General features: G+C 46.0%; 17 protein-coding genes. 11 read left to right on the top strand and 6 right to left on the bottom strand.

The window, feature by feature from the left end; genetic code table 11:
• Positions 1 to 5 precede the first annotated feature (5 nt).
• Complete coding sequence (locus ACFVS2_RS22930) at positions 6 to 1,298, bottom strand: dicarboxylate/amino acid:cation symporter (RefSeq protein ID WP_390238039.1); 1,293 nt, start codon at positions 1,296 to 1,298, stop codon at positions 6 to 8.
• 248 nt (positions 1,299 to 1,546) lie between these two features.
• On the opposite strand from ACFVS2_RS22930, the gene ACFVS2_RS22925 reads away from it, so the two are divergent.
• The 3 genes from ACFVS2_RS22925 (at position 1,547) to ACFVS2_RS22915 (ending at position 4,614) form a co-directional block, all read left to right on the top strand.
• Positions 1,547 to 2,293, top strand: a complete 747-nt coding sequence (locus ACFVS2_RS22925; protein WP_390238037.1) for a stalk domain-containing protein — start codon at positions 1,547 to 1,549, stop codon at positions 2,291 to 2,293.
• Positions 2,294 to 2,504: 211 nt separating this feature from the next.
• Positions 2,505 to 3,194: a response regulator transcription factor gene (locus tag ACFVS2_RS22920; protein ID WP_007725990.1), complete on the top strand. Its 690-nt coding sequence runs from the start codon at positions 2,505 to 2,507 to the stop codon at positions 3,192 to 3,194.
• A complete protein-coding gene (locus ACFVS2_RS22915) occupies positions 3,160 to 4,614 on the top strand; it encodes a HAMP domain-containing sensor histidine kinase (RefSeq protein WP_390238034.1) in 1,455 nt (484 codons plus the stop codon). Before ACFVS2_RS22920 ends, ACFVS2_RS22915 begins: the two co-directional genes overlap by 35 nt.
• 5 nt (positions 4,615 to 4,619) lie before the next feature.
• On the opposite strand, the gene ACFVS2_RS22910 is transcribed toward ACFVS2_RS22915, so the two are convergent.
• Positions 4,620 to 5,669 (bottom strand): DctP family TRAP transporter solute-binding subunit, encoded by a 1,050-nt coding sequence (locus ACFVS2_RS22910; RefSeq protein ID WP_390238031.1) that lies wholly within the window; start codon positions 5,667 to 5,669, stop codon positions 4,620 to 4,622.
• Between the two features lie 98 nt (positions 5,670 to 5,767).
• Between ACFVS2_RS22910 and ACFVS2_RS22905 the strand changes: the two genes are divergently transcribed.
• The 8 genes from ACFVS2_RS22905 (at position 5,768) to ACFVS2_RS22870 (ending at position 16,085) form a co-directional block, all read left to right on the top strand.
• Positions 5,768 to 7,339 carry an ATP-binding protein gene (locus ACFVS2_RS22905; RefSeq protein WP_390238324.1) on the top strand — a complete coding sequence of 524 codons (1,572 nt, stop codon included), beginning with the start codon at positions 5,768 to 5,770 and terminating at the stop codon, positions 7,337 to 7,339.
• Complete coding sequence (locus ACFVS2_RS22900) at positions 7,326 to 8,087, top strand: response regulator (RefSeq protein ID WP_390238029.1); 762 nt, start codon at positions 7,326 to 7,328, stop codon at positions 8,085 to 8,087. The genes ACFVS2_RS22905 and ACFVS2_RS22900 overlap by 14 nt, the downstream gene beginning before the upstream one ends.
• Positions 8,074 to 9,441 (top strand): sigma-54 interaction domain-containing protein, encoded by a 1,368-nt coding sequence (locus ACFVS2_RS22895; RefSeq protein ID WP_390238028.1) that lies wholly within the window; start codon positions 8,074 to 8,076, stop codon positions 9,439 to 9,441. The genes ACFVS2_RS22900 and ACFVS2_RS22895 overlap by 14 nt, the downstream gene beginning before the upstream one ends.
• Positions 9,442 to 9,490: 49 nt before the next feature.
• Positions 9,491 to 10,420, top strand: coding sequence for a S66 peptidase family protein (locus tag ACFVS2_RS22890; protein ID WP_390238025.1), 930 nt, complete (start codon positions 9,491 to 9,493; stop codon positions 10,418 to 10,420).
• Between the two features lie 210 nt (positions 10,421 to 10,630).
• Entirely contained in the window at positions 10,631 to 11,002 is a 372-nt protein-coding gene (locus tag ACFVS2_RS22885) for a DUF4280 domain-containing protein (RefSeq protein ID WP_007726007.1), read from the top strand.
• A gap of 37 nt (positions 11,003 to 11,039) precedes the next feature.
• On the top strand, positions 11,040 to 14,072 hold the full coding sequence (locus ACFVS2_RS22880; RefSeq protein ID WP_390238022.1) for a late control protein: 3,033 nt from the start codon (positions 11,040 to 11,042) through the stop codon (positions 14,070 to 14,072).
• 22 nt (positions 14,073 to 14,094) lie between these two features.
• Positions 14,095 to 14,718 carry a pentapeptide repeat-containing protein gene (locus ACFVS2_RS22875; protein ID WP_390238020.1) on the top strand — a complete coding sequence of 208 codons (624 nt, stop codon included), beginning with the start codon at positions 14,095 to 14,097 and terminating at the stop codon, positions 14,716 to 14,718.
• Positions 14,719 to 15,023: 305 nt separating this feature from the next.
• Positions 15,024 to 16,085 carry a hypothetical protein gene (locus ACFVS2_RS22870; protein ID WP_390238017.1) on the top strand — a complete coding sequence of 354 codons (1,062 nt, stop codon included), beginning with the start codon at positions 15,024 to 15,026 and terminating at the stop codon, positions 16,083 to 16,085.
• 587 nt (positions 16,086 to 16,672) lie between these two features.
• On the opposite strand, the gene ACFVS2_RS22865 is transcribed toward ACFVS2_RS22870, so the two are convergent.
• The 4 genes from ACFVS2_RS22865 to ACFVS2_RS22850 form a co-directional block, all read right to left on the bottom strand.
• Complete coding sequence (locus ACFVS2_RS22865; protein WP_390238014.1) at positions 16,673 to 16,825, bottom strand: hypothetical protein; 153 nt, start codon at positions 16,823 to 16,825, stop codon at positions 16,673 to 16,675.
• 49 nt (positions 16,826 to 16,874) lie between these two features.
• Positions 16,875 to 18,878, bottom strand: coding sequence for a serine hydrolase domain-containing protein (locus ACFVS2_RS22860; protein ID WP_390238011.1), 2,004 nt, complete (start codon positions 18,876 to 18,878; stop codon positions 16,875 to 16,877).
• A 275-nt stretch (positions 18,879 to 19,153) separates the two neighbouring features.
• The gene (locus ACFVS2_RS22855; RefSeq protein WP_390238009.1) at positions 19,154 to 19,306 is read right to left on the bottom strand and encodes a hypothetical protein; all 153 of its coding nucleotides are present in this window, start codon (positions 19,304 to 19,306) and stop codon (positions 19,154 to 19,156) included.
• A 74-nt stretch (positions 19,307 to 19,380) separates the two neighbouring features.
• A complete protein-coding gene (locus ACFVS2_RS22850; protein WP_390238006.1) occupies positions 19,381 to 21,381 on the bottom strand; it encodes a serine hydrolase domain-containing protein in 2,001 nt (666 codons plus the stop codon).
• Positions 21,382 to 21,412 lie beyond the last annotated feature (31 nt).

Genomic DNA, 21,412 nt, shown 5'->3' with positions numbered 1-21,412 from the left:
AGGGACTAGGCCATGATCGGTTTTGCTTCTGAATCGTTGTCCGACTCGATGGCGGTTTCATCTGCTTGCTGGACGCGTCCCGGATGGAACTCATTTTCATGCTTGGCTATGACCACGGTAGCTACGCCATTTCCGATCAGATTCGTGATGGCACGAGCTTCTGACATGAATCGATCAACACCGAGCAAGAGGGCAATGCCTTCGACCGGAATGATAGGGAAGGCTGCCAAGGTAGCGGCGAGTGTAATGAAACCAGAACCTGTGACACCGGCAGCCCCTTTTGACGTAATCATCAGGATTCCTAAAAGGGTGACCTGTTCCCAGAAGCTGAGCTCGATGCCATATGCCTGGGCGATAAAAATGGCAGCCATAGATAAATAGATCGAGGTACCATCCAGGTTAAACGAGTAGCCCGTCGGTACGACCAGACCGACAACGGATTTGGAGCAACCGTACTTCTCCAGCCGATCCATCATTCTCGGAAGAGCGGACTCTGAGGAGGATGTACCGAGCACGAGCAGGATTTCCTCCCGAATGTATTTGATAAACGAGAAGATGTTGAATTTGTAGTAGCGCGCGATCCCGCCGAGTATGAGAATAATGAACAAAAACATCGTGATGTAGACAGCCGTCATCAAAAGCCCCAGTCTGGTCAGCGAACCGATGCCGAATTTGCCAATCGTGTACGCCATTGCACCAAATGCAGCTATTGGAGAAACCTTCATGATCATGTTGACGACACCAAAAAATCCGTGTGCCAGCTTATCAAACAGCTTGATGACAGGCTGGGACGCTTGCCCCATGGCAGCGAGTGAGAGACCAAACAGGACAGCGAAGAACAGAATGGGCAACAACTCGCCATTTGCCATAGCACCGACGACATTTTCCGGGATGATCGCCGTAATAAAATCAATAAAACCGTTGTTACTCTGGGCAGCAGCCTCTGTGTATTTGGAGACGTCCCCGCTGGTCAGGCCCGATTTGTCAAAGCCTACCCCAGGCTTGATCAGGTTGACCACGAGCAGTCCGATTGCCAATGCGATTGTGGTAACGATTTCAAAATAGAGCAGCGCTTTGCCACCGATCTTACCGACCTTTTTCATGTCTCCCATACTGGCGATTCCATTCACTACGGTGAAGAAGACAATCGGTGGAATGACCATTTTGATCAGTTTGACAAAAATATCGGCCAACACCTTCAGCTCTGCGCCAAATTTGGGTGCAAAATGACCAACTAGGATACCGAGAATGATGGCAATAACGACCTGTATGGTCAGATTTTTAAAGTTGATCCGCATGAAATTCGTTCCTCCTCCAGGTTTTGAAAACGCTTTATTCCTCTCTTTCGCATTGTATAAATTGTGTGAAAAATTGAAAATGATACGGTCATATTGGTTGTTTTGGTCCTTTTGGTCATAGAAATCCCCTCAAATTGGAAAGGAAAAAATCAATTGTTGACATACTCTCGACACGAACGATAGGTAAAGTAAGAGATGTACATAGTGACACGAAAGAAATAGACAACCGGGAGAATGGAGGATTTTCTATGTTCAAGAAGCAATATCTGGCGATTGCCTCAGCGTTGATTCTGACTACCACACTTATTCCGACGAGCTCTCAAGCAGCTACTGGAACGAAGAATCTGCAAGCTAAGTACAACAACATTAAAGTTATCTATAACGGTGCAACTGTTCCAACTACAATCGAACCATTCATCGTAAACGGAACCACGTACATTCCACTTCGCATGATGGCTGGTGTATTTAACAAGGATGTAGCATGGGATGGCGCGAAGTACACCGTTACGGTAAAAGACATGCCTAACTCCCAGCACGCAAACGAGTTGGCTGCACGTGACGCTCAAATCAGAAGTCTGCAAAACACCATCGATAGCCTGAACAAAGAGATCTCTGATTTGAAAAACGGCAAGAAAAACAATAATAATAACAACGATGATGATATTCAGGATGCCTTGGATGATCTGGAAGATGATCTGAATTCTGATTACGATGACTACAAAGACCTCAAATGGAGTATCTCCCTGAAGGGCGATGAGGATGATATCGACGTAGAAATCGAGATCAATCTGGATAAATACCAAGATGAATTCGATGATCTGGATGACGATGGCGATGTAGAGGCTCTCGTTGAAGATATTATCAAAGATATCTGGGACAACAAGGATTTCGAAGATGCCGACATTACAGGTGAAGTCATCGACAGCGACAATAACGATACCATTTATGAGTTCGAAGGCGATGCTAGCGACGAGGACATCAACTTTGACGTGTAAAATGATCTAAAGTGGGGACATTTCTCACAAAAAAAGCCTTGCTCCTTTTCAAAGGATGCAAGGCTTTTTTCCTATTTTCCAAAAACATCAAAGCCAAATTTTAATACGAGGATGTAAACTGATAGAATAGAGGTACGTAGACTATTAGAGAGACCATGCGACAATTCTCGAATAGGAATGATCATATGTCTGTAAATCAGGTAGGGAAGTTATGAAAAGCATTTTGTTGGTAGAAGATGAACTGGTGATATCGCGCGTGCTGAAGGCTTACTTGCAAAAGGCAGGGTATGAGGTCTGGCAAGCGAACGACGGAATCGAGGCGATGGAGCTTTTTGACGAAAAAAAGCCGGATCTTGTTCTGTTGGATGTCATGCTCCCTGAACGCAATGGCTGGGAGATCCTCCAGTACATTCGCGAAAAGAGCTCCTGTCCGGTCATTATCATGACGGCGCTTGGTCAGACAGACCAAAAGCTCAAAGGACTCAATCAAGGGGCGGATGACTACATAACGAAGCCTTTTGTCGCGGATGAAGTAGTTGCACGAGTCAATGCGGTGTTGCGCCGCTCCGTTATTTTGGTGAAAGATCAGGAAACCCGACTATTTGGAAGCTTAAAAATAAACTTTCAGTCCCACCACGTGACGTTGCACGGTCTCGAACTGACGTTTCACCCGCGTGATTTGTCCTTGCTGCTTTTTCTGGCACAAAATCCGAATCAGACCTTTACCCGTGAGCAATTGATCGAACAAGTATGGGGTATGGACTATGGTGGCAGTGACCGCGCTGTAGACCTGGCGATCAAGCGGGTCAGAAAGACACTGGAAAATTGGCCAGTTCAGGAAGGCGAGATCAAGACGCAAAGAGGGGTTGGGTATCAATTCTGTGTTTATAAAAAACAATGAGCCCGTATCGCTGCTGCGCTACTGGACCACACGCTATCTACTCACCCTCGTGATCGGATTGCTCATCATTGGGGCTGTCTCTGCTTATTGGATCAAGTACGCTGCGATTGAAAAGCAGATCGAGGTCACGCGACTGTTTGCAGAGGAAGTGGCTGATCGAGTCGTCGATGATGTTGGAAATATTTTGGTGGGCGAAAAGCTTCATCAGGTATTGGATAATCGGCGCAAGTTTATGGGTGTGGATCGCAATCTGATTTTGTTCATTGAAGATGTAAAAGGAGAGGTCGTTTACAGTCGGCCGACCAAGCTTCCACCTCCCTTGCAGCAGGCAGCACCTGAGATGCTGGAGCAGGCGGACACGCGGGATAAAGTGAGGCATCCGTCAGGGGAGACCCTGTATGTAATCAGAAAAAATTTGGAATACAATGATCGAATAATAGGCAAGGTGATCTTGCTTTTCCCAGAAACAGATATCAAGGTAGGCAAAGAAGAAATCCAATATTTGGTCATCATGTTGGGGAGTTTGGGTGTGCTTGGCTGGGCGGTTATTTATTTTCATGCGCGGAAGCTGTCTGAACCGATTCAAAATGTGGTGATGTCCGCACGACAGATCGTAGAAGGAAACTACGACGTCTTGATTAATAAAACGATCAAGGAAAAAGAAATTCACGAGCTGGTGCATACGTTTGCGGAAATGGCCGACCGTCTTCGGCAGTTGGAAAGCATGCGCACAGAGCTTTTGGCTGGGGTGACACACGAGCTGAAAACCCCCGTTACGTCGATTAGCGGATTAATCCAGGCAATTAACGACGAGGTGGTTTCCGGTGAGGAACAGAAGGAGTTTTTGGAAATCTGCCTGAAGGAAACGAAGCGCCTGCAAAAAATGGTAGAGGATTTGCTAGACTTCAATTCATTTGCCGTAGGAGCGATCACCGTTTGTCAGGAAGAGCAAAACGTGAACAAGCTGATCCGCGAGATCGCCTCACAATGGCAGATTGTCCACGACCTCGGTCACGTGACGTTTACCGTTTGGGTTCTGGAAAAGCAGGCGATGATCTATGTCGATCCGGGCCGTGTGCAGCAAATCTTGATTAACCTTTTGAACAACGCGAAACAGGCTGTCGGTGAGAAGGGGAGCATAGCGCTCACTCTATACGAAACGGACACCGATTTACGAATCGACGTCAAAGACGATGGGCCAGGAATACCCGCAAAGGAACAGCCTCTTGTGTTCGAGCGTTTCTTTCGGGGAAGCAATAAAAAAGACAAAGTACGTGGACTCGGTTTGGGGTTGTCCTATTCTCGCATGATGGCGAAGGCTCTTGGCGGAGATCTCCTCCTCGCAAAAAGCACGTCAGAGGGATCTGTATTTACGCTCATTTTGCCCATGCGCAAGGAGCAGAAAGAGGAGATTGCTTGAGAGCTTCACCGGCGTTGGTGGAGCTCTCTGATTTTCTGCATCAAGGGTTCTCCGATACTCGGAGCGAATTGATCGTAGACTGGTTGTAATGCTTCGATCCAGGCGGCACGTTCTTCGGCAGTCTGTATGTGGATGTGCATTCCCCCATTTTCTTGGAGCAAGCGCAGCTGTTTGTCATTCATCGAAACAGCCAATTGATTATTGTAAGCTGTCGCTTCCTGCATCGCTTCCGATATGGCCTGCTGAATATCGGCGGGGAGGTTGTTCCAAAACGTTTTATTAATGACGACGGTGTAGCCTAGATAGCTGTGATTGCTGATCGTCATGTGCTTTTGTACTTGATAGAGCCGTTTGGTGTACACATTGGAGATCGTATTTTCTTCGCCGTCTACTTTTCCGGCAGCCAGCATGCTGTATAATTCATTGAAGGAAGAGCCTACAGGGATTGCCTGGAGCGTGCGAAACTGAGCTTCGATCACGTTGCCTGGAATGATGCGCAAGCGTTGTCCGACAAAATCGGAAGGCATGATCAACGGGCGGTTGGCTGTGACTTGCTTAAAGCCGCTTGCCCAAAAGGCGAGTCCTTTCATGTCGGAATCTTCAAGCTTATCGAATAGTATTTGACCGATTTCCCCATTGAATACGGTTTCGACATCCTCCTGGGATCGAAACAGATAAGGCAGATCAAGCACAGCCCACTCAGGAATCGTGTTCGACAGATAGGAGAATGCAGGGGCGATCATCTGGATCTCGCCGTTTTGCAAAGCAGTCATCTCGGTTTTCTCGGTATGAAGGATACTGTTGGGAAAGACTTGTACCTCGACACGTCCGTTTGTCTTTTCCTTCACTAGCTGGGAAAAGCGTTCGATGGTTAGCCCCTTCGGTGTATTTTCCGCGATTACGTGGCTGAACTTGATAATAATTTGATTGGACAGTCCTACCTGTTCTTCGTCGTATCCTCTGTTTTCCATCAGGAAATCTGGTCCGAAGCCTATAATGACAGCGCTCACAAGTCCGAGTATGACAATGAATGTACTGGTTACCAACGATTTCATTTTCTAACACCTGCTTATGTTGAATGAATTTGAGTTGCAAACCCAATGGAAAGGAAAGAACGAACCTGTTTGAACGCTTAACAATTAAATGGAAGATTATGCTGCTCTCCGTCGGAATCGTTCTTTTTTCTTTGATCATCGGAAACTTGATCATGGCCGGAGGGATTATTCGGATTACGGAAACCCAACTGGGACAACGGCTGATGACCACAGCGCGCACGGTTGCGACGATTCCCAATGTACAAAAAAGCATTCAGGAACCAGACGGGTGGAAGGTGATCCAACCGACAGCAAACAACCTGCGCGTCGTCAACGATGTGACGTATATCGTCGTGCTGAATAAGGAGCGTGTCCGTTATTCAGACCCATTAGATGAGCGAATCGGTACGGTATTTATGGACCCAGCGGTTGATGAGGCCTATGCCGAGCACTCCTATTTTCAAAAAGTTAAAGGAGAGATGGGAACGGCTCTGCGGGCCTACGTGCCGATCATGGATGACCAGCATCAGCAGGTGGGTGTTGTCTTGGTCGGACGTGTCATGCCTGATGTCTGGGGGATCTTGTACACCGAGCGAAACAATATCGCGCTGACCTTTTTCTTCTCCTTATTGTTCGGGGTGTGGGGCTCCTATCAGTTGGCACGTCACATGAAAAAACAGATGCTCGACCTGGAGCCAGACGAAATCGCGCGAATCCTGGTAGAGAGAACCGCAACCTTCCATGCCATGCATGAGGGGGTCATCGCCATCGACAATCGGGAGCGAATCACGATTTTTAACGACCGGGCGAAGCAAATTTTTGGCATCGAAGGAGAGGTGCTGGGCAAGCACATTCGGTCTGTCCTGCACGACACAAGATTACCAGAAGTGCTGGAGCTTCGCCAGAATTTTACCAACACAGAAATTCACGTCGGCAATGCGCTGCTATGGTCGAACCGATTTCTGATCAAGGTTGAGGAAAAGGTCGTCGGCGCGATTGCGATTTTTCAGGACAGAACAGAAGTGGCGAGAATGGCGGAGGAGCTGACGGGCGTAAAAGAATTCGTCGGTGCGCTGCGGGTACAAAATCACGAGCACATGAATCATTTGCATACTATCGCAGGCTTGCTCCAGCTCCATCAGCATGAAAAGGCACTCGCGTATTTGTTCGAGGTCAATGAGCAACAGGAGGAACTCACTTCCTTTTTAACAACGCGAATCATGGATGAGAATTTATCTGGGCTCTTGATTGGCAAAGTAAGTCGCGGAAGAGAGCTGGGCATCCGTGTTGTCATTGATCGCAGGAGTCATCTGGAATGTTTTCCGCCATACATGGATCATCACAATTTCGTGCTCATATTGGGAAATCTGATCGAGAATGCCTTTGATTCACTGGAGCGAATCGAACACGAGGAGAAGGAGATCATGATCAGTATCGAGCAGGACGAAGAGGTTTGCTCCATCCTGGTGGAGGACAATGGAATCGGCATGGACGAAGAGACGCGCCGACACATGCTGGAACGGGGATTTTCTACGAAAGAACGAGCGCACCGTGGACTTGGTCTGCATCTGGTGCATCAGTTGGTCAATAAAGGAGGGGGCGAGCTGGTATGCCATTCGGCAAGAGGAGAAGGGGCCAGCTTTCTCATAACGTTTCCGATGGGGGAGGAGGACAGTCATGGAGAAGGATAACGATAACATTCGCGTACTGATTATGGAAGACGATCCGATGGTACAGGAAATCAACAAGCAGTTCATTGAGCGCGTCCCGGGCTTCGGCGTCGTAGGAATTGCAGCCAATGGGGCAGATGGACTCAAGCTAGTGAATGAACTCACTCCTGACTTGGTGATCATTGATATTTTCATGCCAATCCAGGACGGGGTGAAGGCGCTGATGGAGCTGCGCGCCGCCAAACATGCTGTGGACGTCATCGTCGTGACAGCTGCAAAGGACAAGACCACGATCCAATCGATGCTGCGCAATGGGGCGATGGACTATATTATCAAGCCGTTTCAGTTTGAACGGATCAAGCAGTCGTTGGAAAACTATCGAGAGTTTCGCCGACGGATTGATTGGGAGGGCACCGCATCTCAGGATGAGGTTGACCAGCTGCTATTCCGAAAAAGTCCAGAAAAAGAACTAGCCGATGCCACTACAGGCAGGGCAGTGCTGCCGAAGGGACTGCACGCTGTCACCATGGAGCAAATCATGCGACAGATCGAGAAAGAGAGTCAGCCACTATCGGCAGATGACGTGGCCGAGCGCGTAGGGATTGCGAGAGTGACGGCCAGACGCTATTTAGACTATCTGGAGAAGAGCGGGAGTGTCAGAATGGACGTCAGCTATGGTGGGGTAGGCAGACCAACGAATCGCTATGTACGTGTCACTCCACAAGTGGCGGGGGGCACCGGAGGTAGAGAGCGCCATGATCGATTATGAAGCGTTAATAGGCTCGCTGTTTGATATCGTGCACGTAACAGACGCAGAAGGCAGGACTTTGTATGGCTCGGAACGATATGAAGAATTTTTTGGAATCGATCCCAGGGAGATGATGGGCAAGCCTATCGAGAAGTTTTATCATCTCGGCTATTTTGCGCCAACGATTACGATGCGGGTTATTCGAGACAAGAAAAAGGTACACACGATTCAGACCACCCGCAAAAATCGCAAGCTTTTTGTGGAAGGCACACCGATTTGGGGTCAGGACGGGAATTTTAGCGGAGTGATCCATACGTTCATTGATATCACTAGCCAGGAGCAACTCCAGCAGGAATTACATGAAGTCAAGTACGTCGGCACGGTCTTGCAGAGTGAAATGACCAAGGAGAACAACAGACAAAAAGGTGAGACGAGCTTGATCTACCGCAGTCAGTCCATGGAGCAGGTCGCCATGATGGCCAAAAAACTGTCGCAGGTAGAATCATCCATGATCCTGTTAGGAGAATCAGGTGTCGGAAAAGGCGTGCTGGCAAAATACATCCACGAGTGCAGTCCGCGGGTGGACAAGCCATTCGTGCACATCAACTGCGGAGCCATTCCCGAGACATTGCTGGAGTCAGAGCTGTTTGGCTATGAAAAGGGTGCTTTTACAGGAGCATTCAAAGATGGTAAGGCAGGTTTGATTGAAAAGGCAAACGGAGGCACGCTGTTTTTGGACGAGATCGGGGAGATGTCACTCTCCTTGCAAGTGAAGCTGTTGAATGTGTTGCAAGAAAAAACGATTACGCCCGTAGGTAGCTCTGTTTCGCGAAAAGTAGATGTAAAGCTAATCACGGCCACGAATAAAAACCTGCGACAAATGGTCAAGGATGGCAAGTTTCGCGAGGATTTGTACTATCGTATTCACGTCGTCCCGTTGGAAATTCCACCACTGCGCGAACGGCAGGAAGAGATACCTGTGCTCGTTCATTACTTTCTCAATGTCTTTTCGCAAAAGTACTGTTTGGAAAGACAGCTCACAGATACCTGCTATCGCATCCTCAGTGAATACGATTGGCCTGGCAATGTGCGAGAGTTGGAAAATGTGGTGGAACGGCTCGTCGTCACGTCTCACGATGTCCTCATTACGCCCGCGCAAATTCCTCGTTATATTCATAACCAAGAGTACAGTGAGCACAAAGGGATCAAGGTAGATCGTGTGATGGCGATGCAAGAAGCAATGGACGAGGTGGAGCGCCAGCTCGTGCACCGGGCGTATGAGCAGCATAAGACGACGACAAAGGTAGCAGAAGCGCTCGGAATCAGCCAGCCGTCTGCAAGTCGCAAGCTGCGAAAATGGATATGCACCATGTGACACAGATGTATGATAATGGGGAGAGAACCCGGAGGAGGAGACTGGACAGATGAACAAAGGGAAAGCATTGCGAGCGGGAGATACAATCGGAGTAGTGGCAACCTCTAGTCCTGCTACAGAAGAAGTGCTGAACAAAGCAATGGCAGAGCTGCAAGGTTTGGGATACAAGGTGAAAATATCGGATACGTGCCGAGAATCGTACGGTGGTTATTTAGCGGGAACTCCTGAGCACCGGGCGGCTGAGCTGAATGCCATGTTCGTCGACGAGGAAGTGGACGGAATCATGTGCATGCGGGGCGGATACGGTTCCCCGCAAATTCTGTCCTTGCTCGATTATGACCTCATCGCCCAAAATCCAAAGCTGTTTATCGGCTACAGCGACATTACGGCGCTGCATACCGTTTTCGGACAGCGGGCGAATCTGGCTACCCTTCACGGCCCGATGGCTACCTCAGATATCGCACATGGACTGGATGACTGGTCCAAGCAATATTTGCTGCGCGCCATGACTCGCCCCGAGCCATTGGGAGCGATCATTAATCCGCCTGGGGAAGAGATCGTCTGTCTCGTCGAAGGTCAGGCAGCTGGACCCGTAGTCGGCGGGAATCTCGCCCTCGTCTCCGCGTTGATGGGGACGCCTTACCAGCTCGATACGAGAGGCAAGCTGTTATTTCTGGAGGATATCGACGAAGAGCCGTACCGGATTGACCGCATGCTGACACAGCTTGCTCAAGGCGGCTTGTTTGATGATTGTGCAGGCGTCGTCATCGGGACATGGACAGATTGTGAGCCGAAAAAGCGCGAAGGCTTCTCTGTCTGGGATGTGTTTCAAAATATCGTCGTACCGTACGGAAAGCCGACCATCTGGAACATTCAGATCGGACATGGCGCGTGCAACATTGCTCTCCCTCTGGGCGTAGAGGCCAGTCTCGATGCGACAAACGGTGAACTGGTGATCGAAGAGAGTGTAACCATATAACGAGAATGCTTTTTCTTTCAAGAAGGCTTCCCCAACCATTCTAGAGTTGGTGGAGGCCTTTTTGGGTTATTTAGAAAAATAAGGAAACGGGACGTTTGACCCATAAATTACTTTCCAGTTTATCCCGATTATTAGATGGAATGTAAAATTAAGACGAATTATGGAAGTTGCTTGCAGAGGATTTTTTTGGAAAGGGGGATAGGTCTAAAGATGCTAGCGTTACTTCAAGCACTTGCAATGGGGTTGTTCAGCCCCGAGTACTCATATGTCGTGCGGGGAGCGACCCTCAAGTGCAGTAAGGGAACTGACCCCGGCATATTGAATTTGCCCTTGTGCCATGGCGTTTATAGCCTAGACAAGCCTGTCATGAATGTTGCCGATCACGTCCCCGGAGTGAATATCGGATGCTTTGGGTTTTGCACAGCGGCAGGAGGAGGACTGTGTGTGCCACAGACGACCTCGAAATGGACAGATGGAAAGCACGATGTGCTCATCGACAACGAGCATGCCTTACTGAGCAAGTCGCAGCTAGTCTGCAATCTGTCAGGCATCATCACGATTGAAAAAGACGGTCAGGATTGACGCTTCCCGCGCTTGCTAGAGAAGGAGGGGAGAGAACATGCAGCGTACAAGCGGCGTCATGACCTATCAGGATATAAAATTCGTTTGGCCATATGGACCGGTCCGGCTAGATCAGCTGGAGTTCGTCCATCAAACAGGCACGCATGCCAAGCTCACGATCACAGGAATTGTCCCGGAAGAAAAAGAGGACGAGATCATCAATCGTGCCGGCACCCACGATCCCATCGAGCTGTACAAGGTGGAAGGCGGGCAAAAACAGCCGATTTTCATGGGGCGGCTGGATCATGTGGAGATCAAGGTCGTACGGGACATTCACTACGTCACGATAAAGGCCGTGTCTCATACATATGCGCTGGACATGAGCGTAAAAATACGTTCGTTTCAAGAAGTGAATCGGTTGTACCGGGATGTCGTAGACGAAATCATGTCCGTCTATCACGGTGGAGATGTCATCGATCAAGCCTTCGACGACCGTAAGCAGGGCAAATACATCATGCAGTACGAGGAGACAGACTGGACTTTTTTAAAACGAATCGCGTCCCATGTCGGAGCCGTTCTCGTACCGGATTTGAGTGCGCATAAGGTACGCTTGTGGATCGGCATGCCCGAGGGACGCAAGCAAATCAAGCTGGAAGAAGAATCGCCATACGAGGTCAACCGGGCCATCGCGCCGTACATGAAAAAAGCCGCAAACGGATCCTCGTCCGTCAGCGAGTACCAGTACACGACGTACGCCTTTGACTACGAAGACCTGCTACAAATCGGGGATGAGGTGCAGCGGGAAGGCCAAACGTTTGTCATTACAAAAGTGAGTGGGAAGCTGAAGCAGGGACTCCTGAGATGGAGTTACGTCTGCGCTGTGCCTGAAGCCGTCAAGCAATCGAAGCTGTACAACAAGGCCATCATCGGTGCGGCGATCGACGGAAAAGTGATTCAAATTGGTCGCAATCAGGTCAAGCTCCATCTAAACATGGACAAAAAGCAAGAGCCAAGCAAGGCCCAGTGGTTCCCGTATGCGGCGGAAGGCAACCAAATCTTGTACCTCATGCCCGAGCTCGGTTCGAAAGTAAAGCTGTACTTCCCGAGCGCCGATGAAGACGACGGTATGGTCATGAACTCCGTGCGTCATGCGCCCAAAGGAGCGGCTGCCGAGAAGCAAGATCGACAAATGCAGGACCCCGGTGTGAAGTCGTTTGGGAATCCGCAGGGAAAAGAGTTTACGCTCGGGGATAAAGAGCTGACGATGACTGCTCAGGAAGGGATGCTCTACATCTCGATGAACAAGGATGTGGGCATCAGTCTGAACAGTACCTCGGATGTGAATATCAGTGCGAGTGGTGCGCTGAGCTTGAGTGGGGCGGCTGTGTATTTGTCCGGGACTGAGAGCTTGAACGTGAAAACGGCGTCGGATACGATAGAACTATTGGAGGAAAACAAATCCAGTAGTGAGGAAATTAAGCTGGAGGCGACCGTTCGTCAGGCGTTTCCGATGATATTAAGTGCGTTTGAACAGGATTTGAAGGAAAACGGTCAGGCTGCCATCATGGCCCGCAGAGCCTTCAACAACCAGGTGGCAGAGGTAAAAGGGAAGTTAGATGCCTTTGGAGATACATTGGCGGGGTTGTGGAATACCGCAGTAGATGCCGGGGACATGCTGCTGACAGGACTTGCGGGAGAAGAGAATACGCAAGATATATATGAATTTGTAAGCGGCGAAGAAGTAGGCACACTGAGAGAACGCAATGGCATCGTGAAAGGCATCGAGCAAGGCGTAAACAACACGCTCAATTATGTGGGAGATACGTTTACGGGCAAGAAGGCACCGGAAGAAATCCTTTCAGATTTGGGGAAGCTGGGAGAAGGGCTTTACGACGAGTATCTCGATCCATTCGCGAAGGACGCCCAATACGATCAAGATAACTTGATTAAAGGCGGTCTGTGGACCAGATCGGAAGACGAGAGCTATGCGAAGGGCCAGAATGAGTTCAAGAAAGACATGGTGGTAGCTGAGGTAGCGGTAACCGTTCTTAGTGCCGGAACAGGTACAGCCGTCATGAGGACGGTGAAAACTGCCGATAAGCTGAATGGGCCGGATGGCAAGAAAAAGTCTGGTGATCAAGAGGGAAATGGGAAAGGTGTCCTTTTGCCTAATTCCAGTATTGATGAGGCAATGAGCGCCATGCTTAAGGATGGAAAGCTAAAGACGGCGGCTAAGAGTTTTGCAGAGTCGATGATTAAATTAAAAGATAAAATTGAAGAGTTTCTTAAACTGATGAAAGATTATACAGATATAAGAGTTAGAGTGATGTGGACTAGTCCAATTGACGGTGGTGGAATTAGTTGGCCAGTAATTTTTATAGAAAAGCGCAACAGTCATGGGAATGGAAATGGAGGCGGCGGTGGAGGAAATCATCGTCGTAGAAAAGAGGAGGAAGAGCGAGAAAGGGAAGAGAGGGAAAGACAAGAGCGTGAGAGGAAGGAACGTGAAGAAAAAGAGAAAGAAGAAAGAGAAAGAAAGGAAAGAGAAGAAAGAGAAAGAAAGGAAAAAGAAGAAAGGGAACGAGAGATAGAGGATACTGGGGGGACGGGTAAAAGTGATTTAGATATAATCAAGAAGGATGCCCCAGATTACTATCAGGAATTAATGGATAAGTATGGTGATAAGGGAACTTATCATGCTAGAACACCAGATGAGTATGAAGATTTGGCAAGAGATCCAGACCATAATTTTAACATTGATGACAAAACTAGAATAGAACGTCAGGCTGGGCTTGAATTAGAGGTTAGAGGAGAACTTACGGGGCCAATTGTACGTGATCCAGTTACGGGTCGTGGTGAGTTTATCGATGGAAATGGACAAGTGTGGGATGTAAAGGGATTTAACTCAAATTACCCTCCTAAGAAAGGCGGGTTTAGATTAGATAAGGCAATGGCAGATATTGAAGATGAATTAAGCAAGGGAGAAAATGTTATTCTTGATACCACTAAATTATCCCAAGATCACATTGAGCAATTAACAAATGCTATAAGTACAATGGAATGGAAGGGAAAAATCCGTTGGTGGCCTTAAATGGAAAGAGGGGGCATAATAGATGTTAACTCAACAAGAACTAAATAAAATGATTGAGGATCACCAATTATGGATCATTGAATCAAAATCTAGAGGCACACAATTGTATTTAGAGGATGCTACTTTAATTGAATTGGATTTAGTTGATAAGAACTTAACAGATGTGGTACTGGTAGGCTCAACATTACAGAAATGTTTATTAACCAATACTGATTTTTATTATTCTAATCTGGCATCAATTAATTTTTTTGATGTCAGTATGAATGGCGTGATCTTGACAAAGTCAAATTTGGATTACTCAATATTTAAGAAATGTGAAGCAACTAACTCTAAGGCTATAAAAGCTACGTTTTATGAATCAGTAGTAGAGGAAGTGAATTTTTCCGATTCTAGTATGATGAAAGTGAGGTTTATGTATTCTAACCTTAAAAATGTAAAATTTATTAATTGTGATTTATCGAGAGCATCTTTTAGGAATTCCATACTTCAAGATGTAGACTTTACTGGTGCCGATTTATCTGAAGTAGACTTATCAAACGTAGAGATAAACAATGTTATTTTTAATGGGGCTTTTTACAATCATAAAACTATTTGGTCTGAAAATATAAGTTTAGAACAAATGGGAGCTATTTTCAAAGATGAATAGCAATTGGGGCCCTTGTAAAAAATTAATGTAAACCCGTTTACAATCCCAACAACAAGACAATACAATCAACAAACCAAACACTAAAAAACTTGATAAATACGCTTAGACCAATTTTCAAAGGCTTATTCCACTTGAACAATAAGGAGGAATGAGCTTTTTTGTTCGCCCGAATTTAAAAGTGTATATTGTAATTGAGGAATAGACGTATAGCGTAATTAAGCTCCGAAGCTCGCGAAGTTACAGCGCTTCAAATCAAACAGAATAAGAAATAGTAAGTAAATTTCACGGTGGGAGTATATAGCAAAATGAAAAATAATAACTTAATAAGTGTCGCAGAAAGAATCTCATCGATTGATTTTGATAATATTCGTAACCAGGATTACAAATCACATCATTTATTAATGCAAGAATTCCTTAGAAGGGCTACACGTGTTATTCATGAATATTCAATTACATTAAAGACTTTAAGATATCCGTTTATTTCAGCATATGATGTAATGGATAGAGAGTTAGACATAGATGTCCTTCAATGGTGTCCAAAACTTGAAGAAATTCATTATGGTACTATTAAATATATGTGTCGATACTATCTTCAATGGTCAGTTTTAATAGATAAAGGGATACCAGTTGCGTTAGAACATAAGGATTTGTATGAACCGTTGATACAATTATTAGAAAGAGGAGGGAGTTTTGATATTCGTCAAAATTCAATGATTGTTGGTGAGGCTACCTTCCATCTTCCTACTTATCGTGACAAGGTAATTAAGGAACCCAATGACATTAGTGACCAACATTTAGATCGATTGGATTTAGAACAAGACATGGAAATAAAGTGGGAAAATGAGGACGGACTGATTATTACAAGCTACTTAGAGTATGCTCAAACTAGAATTACGTCTATCAATTTTATGCTTGAACAACCAGAAAAGAAATCCCATGTAATCTTAATAAATGAATTTTTAAGAAGGGCGGCATATTTTGAACGATTTTTATATTTAAGTATCGATAGTCCGTTTGTTAATGCTGTAGAAGCGCTGGGGTATTCATATACATTAGAGATAGAAGAAGTATGTCCAGCTATTCAATCAATTGAAAGTGAATTAATCAAGTCAGTTTGTATAAATTACTTAGAACTATCAGCGTTAGTAGATCAGAAAGTACTAAAAGCTCGAAAGTATTATAATCTTTATGAGCCTATTATTAAATATTTTGAAAGGGGTGGGAAAGTCATCCTTATGGATAAGAATATTATTGCTGGATCAGAGATGATTCCGCTTGCAGATTGGTATGTAGACGCCATTACGAACTCACCAGAAGATATAAGTGATAGAAATTTAAATTTACTTGACTCAACTTTAGTTGAATGAAGTAACTAAATAAATCTTGATATAATTTGGGTAGATTCGGGATTCACTGAGCAAGCTGATATTGAAGCTCTATAATTTATTATTTTAGGAAAAGGATGATCTAGTAGGGCTACCAAGTGCTGAATATACCTATCATTTAACACATATAAACCATACAAAAATGTAGAATGGGTTTACATCGTAATAGTAGGACGTAGAATACAACCAACAAACCAAACACTAAAAAACGTGACAACCAAACTTGATAAACTTTCAAAGGCTTATTCCACTTGAACAATGAGGAGGAATGAGCCTTTTATGCATGCACAGAATTAAAGGAGGCCGAGGAAAATGGCAAAGCAGGTACAGGAAAAGGTAGGATGAATTGCACAGGCACAGGCACAGGCACAGACAGAGTATGAGGCAATCATAGATGAAGTGAGAGGCTACTGCCAGAAAGCACGAGAGTTATGGAGAGATAAAGGTACTAGCGAGAATCCATCTCCAATAAGCGGATTCTTTTTTCTATACGAAGAAAGGCTGCCGAGTTTCTCGACAGCCTTAAAATGGGGGAGGGAATTTCTTAATTCTTCTTTTCTTCGCAGCTATTAATCTTTCAGAGCGGTAATCACTTTTGAAGTACGTTTTTCATCCCGAGTTGGGAACATTTGATATTGATGTTGAAGCTCGAGTTCTTTCTCAATCCATTCATTTGACTCTTTTTGCTCAACTTGTCCCTTGTGTTTATCGCTATTTTTCACGAACAGTCACTTCCTTCAAGGGAGAAGTTACCTACTTTATCCCAAAAGCTCACCGCTTAATCGGCAAAGAATAGTAACCAAACGCTAAATCAATCAAGGCACTTGCTTCTTGACGCTTCAGCAAATCTTTTGCGCGGAATGTCAAAGAGCCATCTGCGCTTATCTTCGTATCAGGATCGACGATGCCTTGTGAGGCAAGCGTAGTGATCGCATCTTTTGCCCATGCATCGGCTGTGTCTTGCAGCTTCACTTTGCTGGTTGCCTCCGGTTCAAGCTGCTTCAAAGTTTGGATCATGACAGCAGCGGCTTGTCTTGTGATAGGTGCCGAAGGGTTCAAATCAGGGACGCGCGCGGCCAATTGCTGTCTATTGATGGCTTCATCCCCGGGAAATCCGTACCAGCCATGTGCTTTGATCAGGGCGTCAATAAATTCGCCTTGTGTCATGGTCCCTGTAGGATCAAATTTACTTCCTGTTTTTGCTCCCATAATGGAAAGCGCGCTGAGATTGTTGATATAGGTCTTATAGCTACTGCTATTAGATACGTCTGAGTATGTCTCTTTCTTATCCATTTTTTGTGAATGGGCAACGGCAAGTGAGACGTTTTTTGGCGTGGAATAATAGAAGTATGTAATGTTACCGTCTTTCTCTTCTTTGAATGCGATTTTACTGCCTTCCTCATCTACAAACAGTAGTGGATGAATCATGCGCAGCTTTTGTTTTCCGATTGTTGCATCTTCCACCATAAGTGAGCCATTCTCGTAGGCAATAGAAGTACGGTTCCAAAAGCCACGCGTATTTTCGTACAGCCCGATATATTTTTGCGCGTCCTTTTCACTCAAGGGCAAATACACAGGCTCCGCTTTTTCTTTTTCCGGGAAATAATGATCCATGAACTCTTTGAAAATTTCTGCTCTCATGTCCGAATCATTGTTGTAGGACATATAAAAGGCAGTTTTTTGTTCAGGGATCAATACGATCAGGGAAGCATGTCCAGTAATGTTTCCACCCTTGAAAACAACGTGCTGACCATTTGTCAGGTCTCTATAAAGGTTTTCAAAGCCTACTGTTGTGACCGGGATGTCCTTTTCCGCAAAAATCTGGTAAGAATGCATTAAGTCCATGCTTTTTTGGCTGACGATTTCCTTGCCGTCAAATTTTCCGTTTTGCAGGTGCATGATCATGTACTTGGCCATGTCTTCTCCCGTTGATAGAATGCTTCCCTGCGGACCATCAGTTGGAAGGAATCCATCTGCCGGATGTGGCTCGCCATTAGGACCGTAATGGGCAGCCATTCTCTTCAAGAGCTCAGGCTTGAAGCGTACGCTACTCGAGGTCATTCCGAGAGGCTTGAACACTTTTTCATCCATATACTCGTTATAAGGGACTCCACTTGCTTTTTCCACGGCGTAGCCAGCGAGTAAGAATCCAGTATTATCATACGAATAGACCTCGCCAGGTGGTCGGATGACAGTCGGCATATTATTCTTGGAAAGGAATTCATCCATCGAGATGTCCTGCTCGGTGTATTGTGGACCGAGAAAGGTAGTGATGTCATGCATATCGAAGCCGCTTGAGTAGGTAAGCATGTCGTACATGGTGAGCGGTTTTCCGGTCGTATTGGGAATCTTTAGCCCGCCGAGATATTCCTCTACATTATGATGCAGGTCTATTTTACCCGCATCGACTTGCTGCAAGACGGCCATGGCGGTAAAGGTTTTCGTTACAGAGCCAATTTGGAACACCGTGTCTTTATCAACAGGGATTTTCTTTTCCTTGTCAGCGAAACCGTATCCTTTGTTCACGATAACCTTGCCATCGTGGACGACAACAAAGTTGGAACCATTCACATTGAATTTTTTCATTTTCTCTGCAAACAGTGGATCGGCAAACGCTTCTACTTCTTTGGCATCCAGCGGTCCTTTTATGTTGGTGGCAGCAATGGAAGCAGTCTGATTTATTTCCATTGCACCAAGCGGCTGCGTGCATACGGCAATCAAGGTCGTGGAGAGAAGAAAAACCGTGAGACTCATTTTTTGAAAAACCTTTTTCATGCGAGATTCCCCTTTTGATTTATGCTTTTATGCTAACACGTTTTGGGGCACCGACTCCGAGAGTGAGCGCTTGAGCACAGTATGGCAAAGCTCGTGTCATACTCGGTAGTTATTTTCTGTCATATGCTCGGTAGTTATTTTCTGTCATATGCTCGGTAGTTACTTTGTGTCATATGACATTTTGGCACTCGCTCATGTCATGCTCAGCGGATTACGGAGCAAATGAAAAAGGCTGCCGAGTTTCTCGACAGCCTTAAAGTGGGGGAGAGTAGCTATTAATCTTTCAGCTCAGTAATTACTTTTGAAGCACGTTTTTCATCCGGGGTAGGGAACATTTGATATTGATGCTGAAGCTCGATTTCCTTCTCATTCAAGTCACTCGAAACTCTTTGCTCAGCTTGTCCCCTGTTTTTATCGCTATTTTCCACGACCAGTCACCTCCCTCAAAGGAGTAGGGTATACAACAAGTCCCTACTTTATCCCAAAAAGAGGAAACAGATGCTTACTGTTTAATCGGCAATGAATAGTAGCCAAACGCTAAATCAAGCAAGGCACTGGCTTCTTGACGCTTCAGTAAATCTTTTCCGCGGAATGTGAAAGAGCCATCTGCGCTTACCTTCGTGTCAGGATCGACGACGCCTTGTGAAACAAGTACAGTGATCGCATCTTTTGCCCATGCATCGGCTGTATCTTGCAGCGTCACTTTGCTGGTTGCCACAGGTTCAAGCTGCTTTAAATTTTGGATCATGGCAGCAGCGACTTGTCTTGTGATTGGTGCCGATGGGTTCAAATTAGGGATGCCAGCAACCATTTGCTGTCTAATCCCGTCTTCACTCCCGGCCATTACGTACATGCCTTGTGCTTTGATCAGGGCGTCAGCAAATTCGCCTTGTGTCATGGTCCCTGTAGGATCAAATTTACTTCCTGTTTTCGCTCCCATAATGGAAAAGGCGCTGAGGTTGTTGATATGGGTCTTATAGCTGCTGGTGTTAGGGACGTCTGAGTAGGTGTTTTTCATTTCCATTTTTTGTGAATCGGCAGCAAGGCTAGCGCCTTTTGCCGTTGTATAATAGAAGTATTTGATGTTACCGTTTTGGTCTTTCTTGAACGCGATTTTTTCGCCTTCCTCATCTACAAATAGCAATGGGTGAATCATTCGCAGCTTTTGTTTTCCGGTTGCCTCACCCTCAAGCACGAGTGATCCATTCTCATAGGTAATAGAAGTGCGTGTCCAATAGAAACGCGTATTTTGATACAGCCCGAAATATTTTTGCGCATCCCCTTCACTCAAGGGCAAGTAATCAGACTCTGGATCTGCTTTTGCTTTTACTTTTTCCGGGAAATAATGATCCATGAATTCTTTGTAAATATCAGCGCTAAACATTGTGTCATTGTTGTAGGACATGAAAAAGCCGGTTTTTTGTTCCGGGATCAATACCATAAGGGAAGAATGGCCTGGCATGTTTCCGCCCTTCAAAACAACGTGCTGACCATTTGCAAACTCTGGAAAATAGTTTTCAAAGCCTGCGGTAGTGATTGGGATGTCCTTTTCTGCGAAAATCTGGAAAGAATGCATCAAGTCCATGCTTTTTTCGCTGACGATTTCCTTGTCGTCAAATTTTCCGTTTTGCAGCTGCATGATCATGTACTTTGCCATGTCTTCTGCTGTTGATAGAATGCTTCCCTGCGGACCATCAGTTGGAGCGTGTCCTTCTGCCGGACGTGGCTCGCCATTAAGATCGTAATGGGCAGCCATTCGCTTCATGAGCTCAGGCTTGAAGCGTACACTGGTCGAGGTCATTCCGAGAGGCTTGAACACTTTTTCATCCATATACTGGGCATAGGGGATTCCACTTGCTTTTTCCACGGCGTAGCCAGCGAGTAAGAATCCTGTATTATCATACGTATAGGCTTCGCCAGGTGGTCGGATGACGGTCGGCATGTGCTTTGGAAGGAATTCATCCATAGAGATGTCCTGCCCAATGTATTGTGGACCGGTAAAGGTAGTTTCGTCAGGCAATTCGAAGCCAGTTGAGTAGGTGAGCAAGTCGTACATGGAGACCGGTTTTCCTGTCTTATTAGGAATTTTTAGCCCACCGAGATATTCCTCTATATTGCCATGCAGGTCAATTTTACCCGCATCGACTTGCTGCATGGCAGCCAAGGCGGTAAAGGTTTTCGATACTGAGGCAATTTGGAACACCGTATCTTTATCAACAGGGGTTTTCTTTTCCTTGTCAGCAAAGCCGTAGCCTTTGTTCACGATGACCTTGCCATCACGGACAACAACAAAGCTGGAACCAGTCACATTAAATTCTTTCATTTTATCTGCAAACAGTGGATCGGCAAACGCTTCTATTTCTTTGGCATCCACCGGTCCTTGGGCAGCAATGGCAGCAGTCTGAGTGGATTCCACAGCACCGAGCGGTTGCGTGCATGCGGCAATCAAGGTCGTGGAGAGAAGAAAAACGACGAGACTCATTTTTTGTATCACTTTTTTCATGTGCGATTCTCCTTTTTGTTTTGGCAACACG

The organism is Brevibacillus sp. NPDC058079, from assembly GCF_042885155.1.
Taxonomy (GTDB): Bacteria; Bacillota; Bacilli; order Brevibacillales; family Brevibacillaceae; genus Brevibacillus.
The sequence above is the reverse complement of the archived record's forward strand: the minus strand, read 5'-3'. Positions and strand labels throughout refer to the sequence as shown.

Bases quoted from the DNA above. Each gene is read 5' to 3' on its own strand.
- ACFVS2_RS22930 (WP_390238039.1), bottom strand. From the start codon at position 1,298: ATGCGGATCAACTTTAAAAATCTGACCATACAGGTCGTTATTGCCATC.
- ACFVS2_RS22925 (WP_390238037.1), top strand. From the start codon at position 1,547: ATGTTCAAGAAGCAATATCTGGCGATTGCCTCAGCGTTGATTCTGACT.
- ACFVS2_RS22920 (WP_007725990.1), top strand. From the start codon at position 2,505: ATGAAAAGCATTTTGTTGGTAGAAGATGAACTGGTGATATCGCGCGTG.
- ACFVS2_RS22910 (WP_390238031.1), bottom strand. From the start codon at position 5,669: ATGAAATCGTTGGTAACCAGTACATTCATTGTCATACTCGGACTTGTG.
- ACFVS2_RS22905 (WP_390238324.1), top strand. From the start codon at position 5,768: ATGCTGCTCTCCGTCGGAATCGTTCTTTTTTCTTTGATCATCGGAAAC.
- ACFVS2_RS22900 (WP_390238029.1), top strand. From the start codon at position 7,326: ATGGAGAAGGATAACGATAACATTCGCGTACTGATTATGGAAGACGAT.
- ACFVS2_RS22895 (WP_390238028.1), top strand. From the start codon at position 8,074: ATGATCGATTATGAAGCGTTAATAGGCTCGCTGTTTGATATCGTGCAC.
- ACFVS2_RS22890 (WP_390238025.1), top strand. From the start codon at position 9,491: ATGAACAAAGGGAAAGCATTGCGAGCGGGAGATACAATCGGAGTAGTG.
- ACFVS2_RS22885 (WP_007726007.1), top strand. From the start codon at position 10,631: ATGCTAGCGTTACTTCAAGCACTTGCAATGGGGTTGTTCAGCCCCGAG.
- ACFVS2_RS22880 (WP_390238022.1), top strand. From the start codon at position 11,040: ATGCAGCGTACAAGCGGCGTCATGACCTATCAGGATATAAAATTCGTT.
- ACFVS2_RS22875 (WP_390238020.1), top strand. From the start codon at position 14,095: ATGTTAACTCAACAAGAACTAAATAAAATGATTGAGGATCACCAATTA.
- ACFVS2_RS22870 (WP_390238017.1), top strand. From the start codon at position 15,024: ATGAAAAATAATAACTTAATAAGTGTCGCAGAAAGAATCTCATCGATT.
- ACFVS2_RS22860 (WP_390238011.1), bottom strand. From the start codon at position 18,878: ATGAAAAAGGTTTTTCAAAAAATGAGTCTCACGGTTTTTCTTCTCTCC.
- ACFVS2_RS22850 (WP_390238006.1), bottom strand. From the start codon at position 21,381: ATGAAAAAAGTGATACAAAAAATGAGTCTCGTCGTTTTTCTTCTCTCC.